At 62.3% G+C, this 14,495-nt stretch carries 8 protein-coding genes; 6 read left to right on the top strand and 2 right to left on the bottom strand.

The window, feature by feature from the left end; all coding sequences use genetic code 11:
* Positions 1–35 precede the first annotated feature (35 nt).
* Positions 36–980 carry a tRNA 2-thiocytidine(32) synthetase TtcA gene (ttcA, locus tag LXT13_RS17995; protein ID WP_233373334.1) on the top strand — a complete coding sequence of 315 codons (945 nt, stop codon included), beginning with the start codon at positions 36–38 and terminating at the stop codon, positions 978–980.
* Between the two features lie 763 nt (positions 981–1,743).
* Here the strand turns inward: ttcA and LXT13_RS17990 are convergent.
* Positions 1,744–2,094, bottom strand: coding sequence for a hypothetical protein (locus LXT13_RS17990; RefSeq protein ID WP_233373333.1), 351 nt, complete (start codon positions 2,092–2,094; stop codon positions 1,744–1,746).
* Positions 2,095–2,164: 70 nt separating this feature from the next.
* Here LXT13_RS17990 and LXT13_RS17985 point away from each other — a divergent pair, with 70 nt between their 5' ends.
* Complete coding sequence (locus LXT13_RS17985) at positions 2,165–2,656, top strand: GNAT family N-acetyltransferase (protein WP_255719565.1); 492 nt, start codon at positions 2,165–2,167, stop codon at positions 2,654–2,656.
* 474 nt (positions 2,657–3,130) lie between these two features.
* Here LXT13_RS17985 and LXT13_RS17980 read toward each other — a convergent pair whose 3' ends face one another.
* Positions 3,131–4,291 carry an IS110 family RNA-guided transposase gene (locus tag LXT13_RS17980; RefSeq protein WP_233373331.1) on the bottom strand — a complete coding sequence of 387 codons (1,161 nt, stop codon included), beginning with the start codon at positions 4,289–4,291 and terminating at the stop codon, positions 3,131–3,133.
* Positions 4,292–4,490: 199 nt separating this feature from the next.
* On the opposite strand from LXT13_RS17980, the gene LXT13_RS17975 reads away from it, so the two are divergent.
* The 4 genes from LXT13_RS17975 to LXT13_RS17960 all read left to right on the top strand — a co-directional run bounded on the left by LXT13_RS17975 (position 4,491) and on the right by LXT13_RS17960 (position 14,491).
* The gene (locus LXT13_RS17975; protein ID WP_233373330.1) at positions 4,491–4,952 is read left to right on the top strand and encodes a hypothetical protein; all 462 of its coding nucleotides are present in this window, start codon (positions 4,491–4,493) and stop codon (positions 4,950–4,952) included.
* A gap of 773 nt (positions 4,953–5,725) precedes the next feature.
* Positions 5,726–7,381: an Eco57I restriction-modification methylase domain-containing protein gene (locus LXT13_RS17970; protein WP_233373329.1), complete on the top strand. Its 1,656-nt coding sequence runs from the start codon at positions 5,726–5,728 to the stop codon at positions 7,379–7,381.
* A gap of 275 nt (positions 7,382–7,656) precedes the next feature.
* The gene (locus LXT13_RS17965; RefSeq protein WP_233373328.1) at positions 7,657–10,302 is read left to right on the top strand and encodes a hypothetical protein; all 2,646 of its coding nucleotides are present in this window, start codon (positions 7,657–7,659) and stop codon (positions 10,300–10,302) included.
* Positions 10,295–14,491 (top strand): helicase-related protein, encoded by a 4,197-nt coding sequence (locus LXT13_RS17960; RefSeq protein ID WP_233373327.1) that lies wholly within the window; start codon positions 10,295–10,297, stop codon positions 14,489–14,491. The genes LXT13_RS17965 and LXT13_RS17960 overlap by 8 nt, the downstream gene beginning before the upstream one ends.
* Positions 14,492–14,495: the final 4 nt, after the last annotated feature.

The following is a 14,495-nucleotide window of genomic DNA, read 5'->3' as shown; positions in this document are numbered from 1 at the left end:
TTCAGAGACAATCGGCGGCTCTGGAAGAAATGCCCATGAACACCCTTGATCCCATCGCCAGCATGCAACCGGCGCACCTCGAGGTGCGTGAAAAGACGTTCCTGAGGCGCGAGACCCCACAACTGTCGAACTCCGAACAGGGCGTCCAGAAGAAGATCCGGCGACTGACAGGCCGAGCCATTCAAGACTTCACCATGATTCAAGATGGTGACTTGATCATGGCCTGCATGTCTGGCGGGGCTGACTCGTACACGATGTTGGACACGCTGCTCTACTTGAAGCACGTCGCACCGATCAAGTTCGATGTCATTGCGGTCAACCTCGACCAGAAGCAGCCGGGCTTCCCTGAAGATGTCCTTCCCCGCTACTTCAGCGACCGTGACATTCCGTTCCGCATCGTCGAGCAGGACACGTATAGCATCGTCAAGGAGAAGGTGGCGCCTGGGAAGACAACGTGCTCCCTCTGCTCCCGCCTTCGCCGCGGGATCCTCTATCGCACGGCCAAAGAGCTCGGCGCCACCAAGATCGCGCTTGGGCACCATCGCGACGACATCCTTGAGACGCTCCTTCTCAACATGTTCTTTGGCGGCCGTATCAAAACGATGCCACCGAAGCTCAAGTCCGACGACGGCAGCAACGTCGTGATCCGGCCATTGGCCTACTGCAAGGAAGCGGACATCAAGAAGTACGCCGGCGCGATGCAGTTTCCGATCATTCCTTGCAACCTATGCGGGTCGCAGCCCAACTTGCAGCGTCAGGCGATGAAGGAACTGCTACAGGGCTGGGATCGCGCGCATCCTCAGCGGCTGCGCAGCATGTTCTCCGCGATCTCCAACATCGTGCCGTCCCACATGATGGACCGCAAGTTGTTCGACTTCGAGAAGTTCGAAGGTGTCGCATACGACAAGACGTACGGAGACATCCTCTTTGACCGTGACGACTCGATCGACCAGTTCCAACAGACCATAGCGATCGACTGATCCGCGAAGTCTTTGAATTGGAAGGGTGCGCGCATTGGAAGATGCGGGCCCCTCTTGCTTCGGGGGGCGTTTTTCAGCTATTGCCACGGAAGACTTGCTGCCCTCCCCAGATCCGGCGCGAGCAAACGCGCGGCGAGAGAGCTGATCACCGCCGCGCGGCGAGGCGCCCCAGTTCCTGCAGCAAGTGGCCGTGCGGTTGATCGATGCACCGCAGGCAAACGGGTGCGTATTCCATTGGACCTGAGCATCCAGTTCGGCACGATGGGCACGCGATCCAGTGCTCCTGAGCACCGATGATGGCCTCGCACGACCGGCAGCTCTGCAGCGCTATGGAGAGCTTTCCATAACGCTGCCTATGCGCAGGTCGCAACTATGCGCACGATCAAGCCGTGACAGCAGAAGTCCCCTATGAGCGCCGCACGAGACGCGCTGCAGCTTCTGCGCATATTTTTCGGCGATACAAGTCCGCAGATTGCACAGCTCCCGCTACGACTGCGGTCTTGGCGAGGTCGATGGCTGACATCGCCCCGAAGTGGATCGCGGGCCTGGGACCGGTCGGTTAGCCGTTGAATGCGGGCGCTCGCGTGATTGGGTTCGACGATGCATCGTTGCCAGGTCGAGGACCGGCGCGGGGCGCGACAACCAGCCGTCGGCATCACACGCTGCTCCGCAACGCCTCATGCTCGCAAAAACTATGTCAAGGTCTGCCGCCCGTTCCTCCTTGGAGGCCGCGAATATCCTGGACGTCAAGATCGCCCGCCCGTCACCTGCGCATAGTTGCGACCTGCGCATAGGCAGCGACTGCTGACGCTCGCGGCCGGCGTCCGTAGGGCAGCAATGTGCCCTGAGCTGCCGCTGACAGTCGATCGCCGAACGGCAGCATTGGGAGAAACACCCGGCGCTGCGTCAGATGCCAGACCGCGAGCAGGGCAGTTTTCACGGAGATCGAGCGAACCTGGGCTGGCATCATCTGGGCTACAAGCACGCCGTTCTGGCGCGACTTGAACTTGTAACAACGTGCCGCTTTTGTCGGAAATTTAATGACCGGTTCGCCCGTCAACTTTTTGAGAAAACGCTGATGAGTCAAGCACTTGCGGCGCCCAACCAGGGACATGTTGTGGCGCACTGTTCCTGCCTAAGCAGCAGCGGCTGTCTCCCGAGAACACGTTAGGCAGCCCAAGCACTTGCACTCTGCCATGCATCTTCAGTACTCCACTGCCAAGCCTGAAGACGCTGCTGAATGCATCAGTCTGCGAGCGAGAACGCGCCAGAACGCAATCTCTGAAACCCAGCTTCGCTCAATCGGCATCACTGAAGAGAACTGGGCTCAAGCAGTTCGTGCTGGAGACGCGCTCGGACATGTGTGTCGCTGCGAAGGCCAGTTGGTTGGCTATTGCTTTGGCTCGCGCCTGAGCGGAGAAGTAACGGTTCTGGCGCTGCTCCCGGAGTTCGAGAACCTCGGAATCGGCAAGGAACTTCTATCAAAGGTTATGCGCGAGCTTGTTGCGCACGGCCATGCACGCCTGTTCCTCGCCTGCTCAGCAAATCCGCAAAGCCGTTCACATGGTTTCTATCGTCACCTCGGCTGGCGCTTCACCGGGACCATCGACGCGCACGGAGACGAAGTCTTGGAACTCCAGTGTCTGCTGCACGTGCAGGGCGGCGGGGCTGCCTAACCCATCGCTCAAGCGGAGCACCGTCGGCAGGGCACCAAGCCCGGTCTGGCGGTACACGGTACATTGTCGCCAGCCCGGGCTTGGCACCCTGCCGCCGTTGCCCGCTTAGCTCAAACGTTGATATGGCTTCTTCTTGTCAAGCGGCAAGACCCGGCCCTCTGCGCTGCAGATCTTGAACTGAACCCGTTGCCGGACGGGGAACGCGACGGAGCCTGAATTGCCACCCGATGTGGATGCGCGACGGTTGATCATGCTGATATGCGAGGGTTGGATACCTCAAGACAAGTGTTCGTCGCAGGGCTGCCTTCGGTCTAGGGTCTGAGGTCGATCCGGCCACTTGCGCGGCGTTCACGCTCAATAACGTTTTCGAGGGTTCCCTTGATGGCCGCAGCTGCGCCGCGTTCCCCGTCCGGCCTCTGGTGCTGATGCTGGCGCGTCACCTCCTTGGCGCGGCGCTGTTGATCAAGACGACCGTCACGCCGCCCGGGCTGGCGCCGTCGGCTCTGGCTTGATGCCCGCCCAGCCCGAGAGCTGGACCTCGCGCCCGATGGCCCACACGAACCCGGCCAACTCGCGAGCGACCGCCACCACGGCCTTGGTCTTCATGAGCCGGCGCGCGCTCAGGCGCTTGAACTTGTTGCACAGCCGCGTCTGCGCCTTCCACGCGATCTGCGTCACGGCCTCGGGCAGCCCGTCCTGGCGCGCCGCGATGATCGGACTCACCCGGGGCTCCATCCGGTAATGCCACGCCACTTCGACCAGCATGCGCCGCGCCGCGCTGTTGCCGGCCTTGGTGATCGCGCCCTGCCTGCGCTTGGGGCCGGAGGAGTGTTCCGTGGGCACCAGCCCCAGGTAGGCCATCAGCTGGCGCGGCGACTCGAAGCGCAGGAAGTCCTGCAACTCCGCCACCAGCGTCATCGCCGCGATCAACTGCACGCCGCGCAGGGCTTGCAGCGCCTGCACTACGGCCTTCAGGCCCCAGTCCGGCAGCGCGTCGCGCAGCGCCTGCTCCAACCGGGCGATGCGCTCACCGGCCTGCGTGATCGCGTGCAGGTACTCCTGGAAGGCGATCTGCTGGGGCGTGTGGCCGAGCTTGACCGTGGCCAGCCAGCGCAGGTGCGCCGCCGTCCACGAGGACTTGCCGGCGTAGGGGATGCCGTTGCGCAGCAGCAGTGCCTTGAGGCGGTGGCGGCCATTGCGCTGCTCACGCACGGCGTCCTCGCGGGCGCGCACCAGGTCACGCACGGACTCGTCCACGCTGTCGGGCACGCGCACCACCGAGAGATCGCCCGAGCGCGCGAGCCGCGCCAGCAGCATGGCGTCACGCCGGTCGGTCTTGATGCGCTCGCCCGGTGGGCGGGCGATGCTGGACGGCGCCACCACGTCGCAGTGCAGGCCCTGGGCGCAGAGGTGGCGCTGGATGACGTAGCCGCAGGGACCCGCCTCATAGACGATGTGCAGCGGCTGGCCTCGGCTGACGAGCTTGCGGATGGACTTGTCAAGCGACGCGAGGTCGCCCTTGATGCTGCCGACGTGCCGGACCTCGGCGTCGCGCGGCGCATCCGCCAAGGCGATGTCGATGCTGTCCTTGTGCACGTCCAACCCGACGAACAGGGTGCTAGATTCCTTGCCCATGGCCCGACTCCTTGCTCACTCGCAACGCCCCGGCAGACCACCTGCCGGGTGCCTTGGTGTAGCTCTGCAGGCCCCGCGCCTGCAACCTACGGCACCGCAGGGGTCGGGCCGCCTCAGATCACGAAGCCATCTTGTCTAGGCTGCTTCTATGAATCGGCGTTCACGCTTGCGAAGAACCGGAATTCTGTGTCTGCACTTCATGCGGAACCTTGCCTATCACCGCGGATGGAACGCCGCAAAGCTAGAGCGCAAGCAGCAAGAGTTCTGGCGGACGATTAACGGCAACTTCATTGACACGGCAGTGCTCGAGTGGTGCAAGGTCTATGGCGATCAGAGAGCAAAGCACCATTGGGAAAAGTGCGTTTCTGATACAGCAAATTTCGCTGAAGGTCTTTGGCAAATAACGGGCAAGACCGAAGAGGAATTCGAGCAATACCGAGTCGTTGTCCGAGCGTATCGCGACAAGTTCGTGGCTCACCTTGATGAACTTAACCAAATGCAGATCCCCGACCTGCAACCGGCGCTAGAGAGCATTCGATACCTGTACCAGCATTTGGTTGATGTCGAGGACGACGTGGATGCGTTCGTAGACCTACCGCCGAATGCCAATCGCTACTATCAAACTCACTTGACTGAAGGGAAAGCTGCTCATCGCGAATGATCAGCAATCTAACCAGTCGCTCGAACCGACTCGCGTCGGCAGGCCGCCGCTCGAGGCTCAACTCAAACGTTGAACGGCAGCTTTCTGGAGGCTTGGGAGGCCTTTGCCGACGTCCGCTTCGGGCACGAAGCTGCCGCACGTAGGTCAAGTGCGAGCGGCAGCAGCCAGCCTGAAGCGGCCGGCATTTCCACATTTGACGCTGGACCGAGTGATCAAGTCTCCGGACGCTAACCTGCACGACACGTCCAGACAAGGTGTTCACCAGGCGCTGGATTCCATGCTCAGAAGACGCTGGACCTGGTGCTCAGGTCGCCTCGGAATATGCAAACGGGTTTGATCGACCCAAAAAATCAACGCCACGCCGTCGCTTTTCCCAATACATCGCGCTCCATCTTGACTCGCGCCAGTTCGGCGCGCAGCCGCGCGATCTCCATCTGCTCCGGGCTCACAGGCTTGCTGCCCGCGCCCATGCGTCGCACGCACCGAGAAGACGGGCGCGGTTGAACGCCGAGGGCCCTGATGCTAGCCCTTATTGATCTAAAGGGACTATTGCTATAGAAGCTGCGGCAACAAGATGGTTAGGGAGGACGCGTATGGCAGGGTTAGGCTTGGACAGAAGGAATGCGCACTCTGGGTGCAGCCGATAGGCACTTCGTTACACCGTTTCATTTTTCGGGTAACGCCTGCCTTCCATGGTCATCCCTGTTCCACGCCTCAAGTTCTATCGCCGAGTCAAGGCTCTGGCGCCTCTCGTTGGCCGAAGTCCGGACAGCGTGGAACGCCTCGTCAAGGGCCTACTGCACCTTTGGCAGCAGCGATCCTTCGCTCACCTAGCCGCTAAACGTGCCCCGTACGGAAGCAGCCAGCTCCTCCACGAAAGCGCCGTCCAGGACTTCGCTGCTTGGCTTTCCGACGAGCCGTTCAACGATGCCGCTTACTGGCTAGCGAGCACGTACGCCATATTGGTCGGCGACAAACTCCGAGCTGAGAGGTCACTCTATTTCACGCCGCCGCGCCTCGCTGACCGGGTGATTGACAAGCTCGTAGATCAGGGCGCGTCGCTCACCACGCAGCACTGGCACGACCCTGCATGCGGTGGAGCGGCTTTCCTTGTTCCGATCGCTCAGCGGATGGCCGCTGCTCTCGCGCGGACGGGCTTGTCGCCAGCTTCGCAGTTGGAACACATAGATCGCCACCTCAGCGGCAACGACCTAGACCCCGCACTACTTGAGATATCGCGTCAGTTCCTGCGGATGGCGTTGTCAGATCAGTTGGCAGTCGCCGGCCGCGATCTTTCGGTGCGCCTCTTCGAGGGTGACGGCCTCACCTCAACGAGCATCGAAGCGTTGCAGCCCGATGTTTTGGCTTGCAATCCACCCTATCGAAAGCTCAAAGCCACCGAGGTTGAACGGTACCGAAGGGCGCACGGCGAAGTGGTTGAAGGACAGCCCAACATCTACGGGCTTTTCATAAACCGAACCCTTCAGGTTGTTAGGCGAGGTGGCCTCGTCGGACTGCTTACTCCGACAAGCTTCTTATCCGGGCAGTCCTTCTCCAAGCTACGCACGAAGCTCCTAACGCATGCCGACACCTTGCATGTAGACATGCTCAGTGACCGCAACGCCATGTTCATCGACGTTGAACAGGAGACCGCAATCACCATTTTGCGAAGCCGTGCCGCAAGCAAAGTGGTCGACTCGAAGACCGGGGTGAGCGTCCTCAAAGCCGACGGTCGGTTCGAAGACGTCGGCAAGTTCCTGTTGCCCAACTCCGGCCGCCCCTGGCCCATCCCGCGAGCCGCGAGTGACGCCAGCTTGCTTCAGTCAGCGGAGTCGGGTGGTTTCACCCTTTCGGACTACGGGTACGAAGCCCGCGTCGGCCACTTGGTTGCATATCGGGACGTGCGGCCCCGGTTCGCGCAGTTACCTGATGTCCGTCCCGGCAGGTTGGTGGTGCCACTGGTTTGGGCGACCGACATCACGCCAGATGGCCGCTTTGATCACGGTCGCGAGTGCCGTTTCAGCCGCAACCGCCGCTTCGTCCAAATCGGCTCTTTGGCAGACCGTGGGGTCATCTCAAAGCCTGCTGTCCTGTTGCAGCGCCTGACGTCAAGCGACCAAAAGCGCCGATTGGTCGCCGCGCCGGTATCCGCAGCATGGGTTGCCAGGTTTGGAGGCTATGTCTGTGAGAACCATGTGATCGTGCTGGAACCTTTGAGCGAAGGGGCGTTACTGCCCGAAGAGCTGGCTGCCATCCTGAACACGCAGCCGGTCGACCGAGTGTTCCGCGCCATCTCTGGGGCCAGCAACGTGGCGGTGTCAGAACTCGACGAGCTGTTGCTGCCCGACCCCGCCCGCCTTGCGGAACTAAAAAGCCATGGGACCTGTCTCGACGACGCGGTCCGAGCCGCTTACCTCTCGGCGAGCTGACCCAAGCGCTCTAGTCAATGGACGCCCCCGCCACTTGAGACCCACTTCAATAGCAAAACGAGATGTACAGGTCAGACAAGGGACGGAACCAGCTTCCTCGCGACAGAGCGGAGAAACAGCAACTTGCGGCCGAGCACAAAAAGGCGCTCGCAGCCAGGCTGCCGTGGATGCGTGGCCCCGCCGTTGAGGCAACAGGCGACGGGCCTGGCAGACCATCCAAAGCGCGCAACGGTTTGGATCAGCCTACAGCCACAAGCCCATCCGGCGGCTCGGCCGTGGCGCCACCCGCAGCGCGCCAAGTGTCGAAGGAGGCGCCACCCGCCGTTTTCGCGCTTCCACTATGGGCTGACGACGCGACGACATCACTGAAGACGGCCACGTCAGTCGAGGCCCTTGCTTCCGAGCTCTTGCACGCCGCGGAAACTAAGGTTTCGGGGCTTGTGCTGCTGTGGCCGGGCTCTCTTCGCTCGCTGGGCATGGTGCACGCCGTCGCGTGCGCCGTTCGTTGGCATCAAGGCGACAAGCAAGGCGTTCGAACACTTGTCTATCCGGCCAAAGCCAACTTCCTGCAGGCGCTCAACCATGCCCATATTGACCGCGCGGCCCTCGTCAGGCTCGCGCAGCGGCTCGAGGAGGCGGTATCCGGCTGTACCAACTCTTCTGTAACGGTCTCGTTGCCGCAGAAGGATGCGTTCTGGTTTGCCCTCAACAGCGTGCGCGCAGACGCTTCCGGCGAAATTCACCCGACTCTTGCGGAGCTGCTTCCGCACTTCTTTGCCGACAAAGACTTCCAGTCGTGGAAGGCCTGTGACGGTGACTTGCTGCGGTACGTCAAGGCGCGCATCACGGACGTCGACCACCGCCGGGCACTCAGCAACCTGTCGTTGCGCGCAATCGGCGAGATCGACAACGCGCCGGACGCACTCCTTGCGGTCAGTTGGAAGGCGTCCGAGGCGGATATGCAGCAGTGCCTCAAGAGCCTGCGCAACGGTCGCCAGCCCGATGTCTTGCTCTTGGACGCAACCCGGGCCCTGCGCCGAGACAACCCGTCATGGAAGACAAACATCGTCAAGTTCCTCGACTGTGCCTGGGAGGTGTGGCGGGAACGAATTCCGCCCGTGCTGCTGGTCATCGACGAGCCGCACGTGCGCACTCAGCTCGGGCAAGAGCTTGAAAAGCGTGCGAAGAAGAACAGCCCGGCTGCGGCGTGGCTGCTTCGCTCGGGCCTGCCGGTGCGCGGCGCCATCTGCGCGGTCAGCGGCGACAGCTTGATGCCCCAGGTGCGGCCGGAACCGCTGAAGCCTGAAAGCAGGCAGATTGTCGTCAACGTAGTCGACACAGAAGCTGCCAACGTAATCGAGATGCTGACGCGCATTCGAAACGCTGTGACCAATCCGACCTGGGCCGATGCGATGGACGCCGCTGCCGGCTACCTCGCGCGCCTGGCTGCATTGCCTTCAAGCACTCGCGTGCTCGTGAACTGGCTCGGTGAGGCTGACGTGCCGATGGCTGTTCGCCAAAACTACGCCTGGCCTGTCTACAAGTCCAAGCTCGAAGTCATCCGCAACGACCCTACCTTCGGAGAGCGCCCGCGCCTGGAGCGCGTCATCACCAAAGGCGATGAAATGTGGCGCAACTATGAGAACGGTACACCGCTGGCCCGCATGCTCGCCGAGCTCATTGAGCAGCGGACTCGAGGCACCGAGAAGTGCAGCCTTGTCTTCACCAAGCCCACCGCCCGTCGCCTGGCCGAGCGCTACTTCGAGACCTACGACGGCTACCCGGAGGGTGCGGGCTTTGAGGTGCTGCGTGACTGCGTCCGTTTCGTGGTCTCACGCAACCTCGAGGCCGAGACCGATGCCCCGCGCAATGAGACCCTGATCTTCGTGGGTCTGGACGAGGTGTCTCTGCGCATGCTCGTCCTGGAGCCCCGCATTTCGTCGCCGGCCTATGTGCTTCTGACCCGCCGAAACGCGGCGTACCTCAAGGCAACGATCAAGGCTATTCGTGCGCTGGCGGGGTTTGCGAGCTTGAGCAGTCGGCTCGACGCGCTCTGGCACCAACTGCCCGAGTTCCCTGACATCGACGAGTACACGCTGTTCAAGCGCGGTGACTTCGTCCTTCCGACCTTCTCGTTCGAGCAGGGGCTGTCATCGGTCGTGAACGAGCATGAGGAGCACGATCCCAACGCCTGGGAGCTGGTGCTGGACAGCGGCGCGGTCGTCAAGCGAAGCCCCGCAGCTCGGGCCTACCTCTACGATCCAGCACTTGGACACACCTCAACCCGCGGGTTCAAGGGCGTGGATGTCTTGAACCTCCAAGAAGGCGACCGGCTCTTCGTGATGTCTCTGGAGCTCCGGGAGCTCACCGAGGCGGCGCTGAAGGAGGCTGGCGTCCCCATCAGCCACGACCGCCGCTTCGAGGAAGACCTTCGCCGCTACCACCGAACGGTGAGCGATCTGGCCGCCCAGATTCCGGGGACGACGCTGAGCTTGAGGGCGGCGCACCTGCACGAAGCCATCACCCACGCGCTTGGGCCCAAGGGAGCGCCTCCGGCCGAGGGCACGGTTCGAGCTTGGCTCGACGTGGACCGGTATGCCGGCCGCTCGTTCGACGATGCAAAGCCCGGCGCCCCTCGCAACGAAGCCCACTTCAAGGCGTTTGCCAAGACCCTTGGAATGAACGACATCCACGCCGTTTACTTCTGGAAGGCCGTCATTCAGCCGCTTCGAGGCGTACGCCGGGCAGACGGCCGTCGCGTCTCGGATGTCTACGCCGAGATGCTGCTCGAGCCTGAGTCGACTGTGGTGCACCGCCGCCTTAGGCCCGAGGTCGTGAAGATGCTCTTCGAGCGGGCCAAGGAAAACATTCATACCGTCGAAGCCATCCGCAAGCCCCAGGGAGAAGTGAAGAATGAGTAGTGCTGTCGTTCGCGCCGACCCGGCCAAGATCTCGACCACGCTCAAGGAAGCGACAGTCGACTCGTTGCTGAACCTGACGTTCTCGCGCATCAGCGGGCATGGGCCAGAAGGCCAGGTGCTATTTGGCTCTCGACCTCGCTCCATCCTGGCTGCGGCCTTCCTGCTGCCGCCTCTGCGCGCAGAAGGCACGGGCGACGAGGTGACGCAACCCATCCGCATTACGGCACATGGCCTGGATTGCCAGGTTCACCGCGGAATCCCCGGAATCATCACGGTCGAACCTCGACTGCAGGTCTATGTCCGTGTGTTGCCCACGCCTGAGGACATGAAGCGACCGGACTGCGCGCCGCGGTTTCGGCTGAGCGATGAGGTCCGCAAGCTGTTGCAGACGCAGACCAAGGAAGCGCTCAGTGAGCGCTGGAAGATTGAATCGGCGGGCAAGTCCTACAAGCGCCGCATCGACCATCCTCAGTGGCGAGAGATTGAGCAGGCCGTACGGCGCGAGGTACTTGAGCGCTTGAAGCTGCCGGTAAATATCACGACGCTGTTCTCCGTCGAGGGCGATGGCACTGCCGAGCCAGGTGAAGGGTCTGGCGAAGGTGTTGTGGCGACCGGCGGGGTGCTGCCCGAGATCCGCGATGAGGTCTTTAAGCCGATGGACCTGCCGCACAAGTGGCTGCGCGTCCCTATCGACCAGGCCCACCTCCCCGCTCTGGTCATCGACCCGGCTATGTCGACTGCGGAGATCGCGGCGAAGGTCAAGCAGGCCTCGGGCGACTTGACCGCAGCCGTCCAGCTTGCGGTGCGCCAGTGGGCGGACTCGGACGAGGGCAAGTTGTGGTGCATGCGCAAAGGCGTCGTCGTTCGACCGTCGCAGTACCGGGACTGGCCGAAGTTCCTTGAAGAGCTGCGGGCGGACCCGACGCGGGAGCTGGCGCTGCCAGAGATCGTTTTGTCGTGGGAGGTGAAGCTGTCGGCTGACTGGACCCATCCGACGCGCACCAACCTTCACATCAGCCTGGAAAACGTCTCGGAAGAGCCGCGACGCAGTGCCGACCTCACAGACCAGAGCATCTTTCAGGTGCATCTGGAGGTCTCCATGCCGCGAGTGCTTCACGCTCCGCTGCGCTTGGGGCGTGTGGAGGCGTCCTATCGTTACAACAGCTTCCTAGACTACCCAGCGATGGGCTTCAACGGCGGGGTGCAGTTGCAGCACTCGCCTGACCCCAATTCGCTCAGGCTGCGCACAACTTGGGCGCCGCGCTACACGCAGCCCCGCATCACGCCCAAGAGTTACGCAGGCATCAACCCCACGATGCGGTTCCTGGCCACCCCCGAGGGGCTAGATGCGGTATTACCTCTAGGTGATGCGTTGGATGACTGGTTTGCCAAGCTCGACGAGACAGTAGACCTCGCAGCGGGTCTGGAGCCTGGTGACAAAACGGGTCTAGAGCGCGAGCAAGGGGGCTTCGCGAAGGACAAGCAGGGCTGGGAGAAGGAGATAGCCGCAGTCAAGGCCGGCCTCGAGATCTTGCAGGAGTCCAAAGCCGCATGGGACAAAACCGCAAAACGCGGTCCTCAAGCCGATGACAAGGCGGTGGTCTACGAGGCCTGGCTTTGCATGAACCAGGCGATGGCCGACCTCATGCGCGACAAGCTCAAGAGTGACTACGGCGCGTGGCGCCTCTTTCAGATCGCCTTCGTCATCGCGCACGTTCCTGCGATGGCAAGCCGCATGAAGTGCTTCCGCGACAAGTACGACCGGGAGCGCGACGACACGGTCTCGCTGCTCTACTTCGCCACGGGTGGCGGCAAATCCGAGGCGTTCTTCGGCCTGCTGGTGTTCTCACTGTTCCTCGACCGGCTGCGCGGTAAGCACGTCGGCGTGACCGCGATGATTCGCTACCCGCTGCGACTGTTGACCATCCAGCAAGCGCAGCGCTGTGCCTTGGCGCTGGCCAGGGCCGAGCAGGTCCGCAAGCACTTGGCCATCGGTGGTGACCCGTTCGCCATCGGCTTTTGGGTGGGTAGCGGCGGATCGCCGAACAATCACTACGCGCCCGGTGTGGCCGACATCCCTGACATCCAGGAAGTCCCAGCAGACCTCAAGTCCGAGCGAGACCACGAGGCTGCAGAGGTCAACTATGAGCTGCAGAAGGCTGCATGGAACAAGATTCCAAGCTGCCCGTTTTGCCGCAGTGAGACGGTCTTGCGTCGATTCGCAGACAAGGGCGGAACACTCGCTCACGTGTGTTCTAACGCTAGGTGCGAGTCGAACACCGGTGGCTACCAGCCGCTGCCGTTCTACATCTGCGACGTCGACATCTACGACCTCGCGCCCTCAGTGCTGTTGGGCACGGTGGACAAGTTAGCCCTCATCGGCCAGTCATCTGGCACGCTGCGCCGCATCTACGCGATGCTGGGGGCGGCACCTCTTCGCGACCGAGGGACCAAGCGCCTAGTCATGCCCTCGAGGACCAGCGAGTTCGAGGGGGACGTTGAGAGCAAGGGCTACGAGAAGCTCTATCCGGCCTATCCGGACGGAACGCACCTCTTCCACGACCCGTTCCCGAGCTTGCTCATCCAAGACGAGGCACACCTGCTCGACGAGTCCCTGGGCACGTTCGCAGGCCTGTTCGAGTCAGCCCTCGACGCGGTGCTGACGTCTATCGCCAAGCCGCTCTACGCGCTCGTGGCCTACGAGCCCGACGGCAGCACTCGCCGCCGGGCCAAAGTGGTGGCCGCTTCTGCCACGGTCTCAGACCCCGACCGGCAGCTCGAACACCTCTATCAGCGGCCCGTGCCGGCGATGCAGTTCCCGTATCCAGGACAGAGCCTCTACGAGTCCTTTTATGCAGGCCCGACCGCGCCGCCTGAAGACGAGTCGCAGCGTGCCACATTGAAAAACGTCGAGGAGTGGTCGCGCTGGAGCCGCGTCTACGTCGGCTTCATGACCAACGGTCGAGCCCATACTGCGACAACCGTGGCAGTGCTCTCCAACTTCCACACCATCATCACCGAGGTCTTGCTGGCGCTGACCTCGGGCGACGAGGCTCAGGTTGCTGCAGCCCGCGCCAAGCTAGTCGAGAGCGTCTCGCCCGGAACACTCGAGCAGCTCTACAGGGACAAGCTGCTGGAGGTGTCGCCGTCAGAGCTCGCCACCGTCGTCGACTTGCATCGAATCGCGCTGACCTACGTCACCAACAAGAAGGGTGGCGATCAGATCATGGCCGCAGAGTTCGAGGAGACGCGCAAGAGGCATGCGGAGCGCAAGCTCCCCATTTCCGACCTGCGCACAAATCTCATCACGGGCTCGGTTTCCCAGGGCGAGATTCAGGCAACAGTTCAAGAAGCTCAGACGCGCCCCAAGCCTGGGGAGCCGCTGCCCGAACTCACCGATGCGCTGCGCTCGGTGATTGCCACCTCGGCCGTTTCGCACGGCGTGGACGTCGAAGAGTTCAACTCAATGTTCTTCGCCGGTATGCCATCGGACGTCGCGGAGTACATCCAGGCCTCCTCGCGAGTGGGTCGCACGCACGTGGGGTTTGTCGTACTCATCCCCACGCCTCAGCGCCGCCGCGACCGCTACATCGTTGAGGTCTTTGACAGCTACCACCGCTTCCTCGAGCGGATGGTTTCGCCGGCGGCCATCGACCGTTGGGCTGGCCGGGCCATCGAGCGAGTGTTGCCAAGCTTCATCCAAGCCTACCTTTCCGGCGTGCGCTACGTCTCCGAGCTCTACAAGCTCGACCCGGACAAGAAGCACACCCTGCGAGACCTGTCCTGGATTCCGTTCATCGTCGACATCTACAAGAACGCCGCGACCAAGGGCCCCCTTATCAAGGGCATCTGCGAGTTCATCGAGAAAGCCATCGGCTTGGAAGGTGACTTCGCGCCCGGTGGCAAGCAGCACTACCAGGAGCTCATCCGCGAACGGGTCGAGACGCTTTTGACGAACTGGGCTCGGGACGCGCTAGGTGAGCAACGCAGCCTCATGGACTACTTCAAGGCGCAGCCCAGCGTCATGAACAGGCCGATGACTTCCCTCCGAGATGTCGACGAGGCTGGAGTCATCTACTTTGGCCATCGTGATCTAGATGGACGTCATGGAGTCAGCGACGGAGTTGCGCGCAAGGTCATGCGATTCATCCGCTGCGGCGTGGCCGAGGGTTCAGATTTGGGAGAGTGAAGAT

It is taken from the genome of Pelomonas cellulosilytica (assembly GCF_021353265.1).
Taxonomy (GTDB): Bacteria; Pseudomonadota; Gammaproteobacteria; order Burkholderiales; family Burkholderiaceae_C; genus Pelomonas; species Pelomonas cellulosilytica.
The sequence above is the reverse complement of the archived record's forward strand: the minus strand, read 5'-3'. Positions and strand labels throughout refer to the sequence as shown.

Excerpts from the sequence above, each read along its gene's own strand:
- ttcA (WP_233373334.1), top strand. The coding sequence starts at position 36 with ATGAACACCCTTGATCCCATCGCCAGCATGCAACCGGCGCACCTCGAG.
- LXT13_RS17990 (WP_233373333.1), bottom strand. The coding sequence starts at position 2,094 with ATGTCCCTGGTTGGGCGCCGCAAGTGCTTGACTCATCAGCGTTTTCTC.
- LXT13_RS17980 (WP_233373331.1), bottom strand. The coding sequence starts at position 4,291 with ATGGGCAAGGAATCTAGCACCCTGTTCGTCGGGTTGGACGTGCACAAG.
- LXT13_RS17975 (WP_233373330.1), top strand. The coding sequence starts at position 4,491 with ATGCGGAACCTTGCCTATCACCGCGGATGGAACGCCGCAAAGCTAGAG.
- LXT13_RS17960 (WP_233373327.1), top strand. The coding sequence starts at position 10,295 with ATGAGTAGTGCTGTCGTTCGCGCCGACCCGGCCAAGATCTCGACCACG.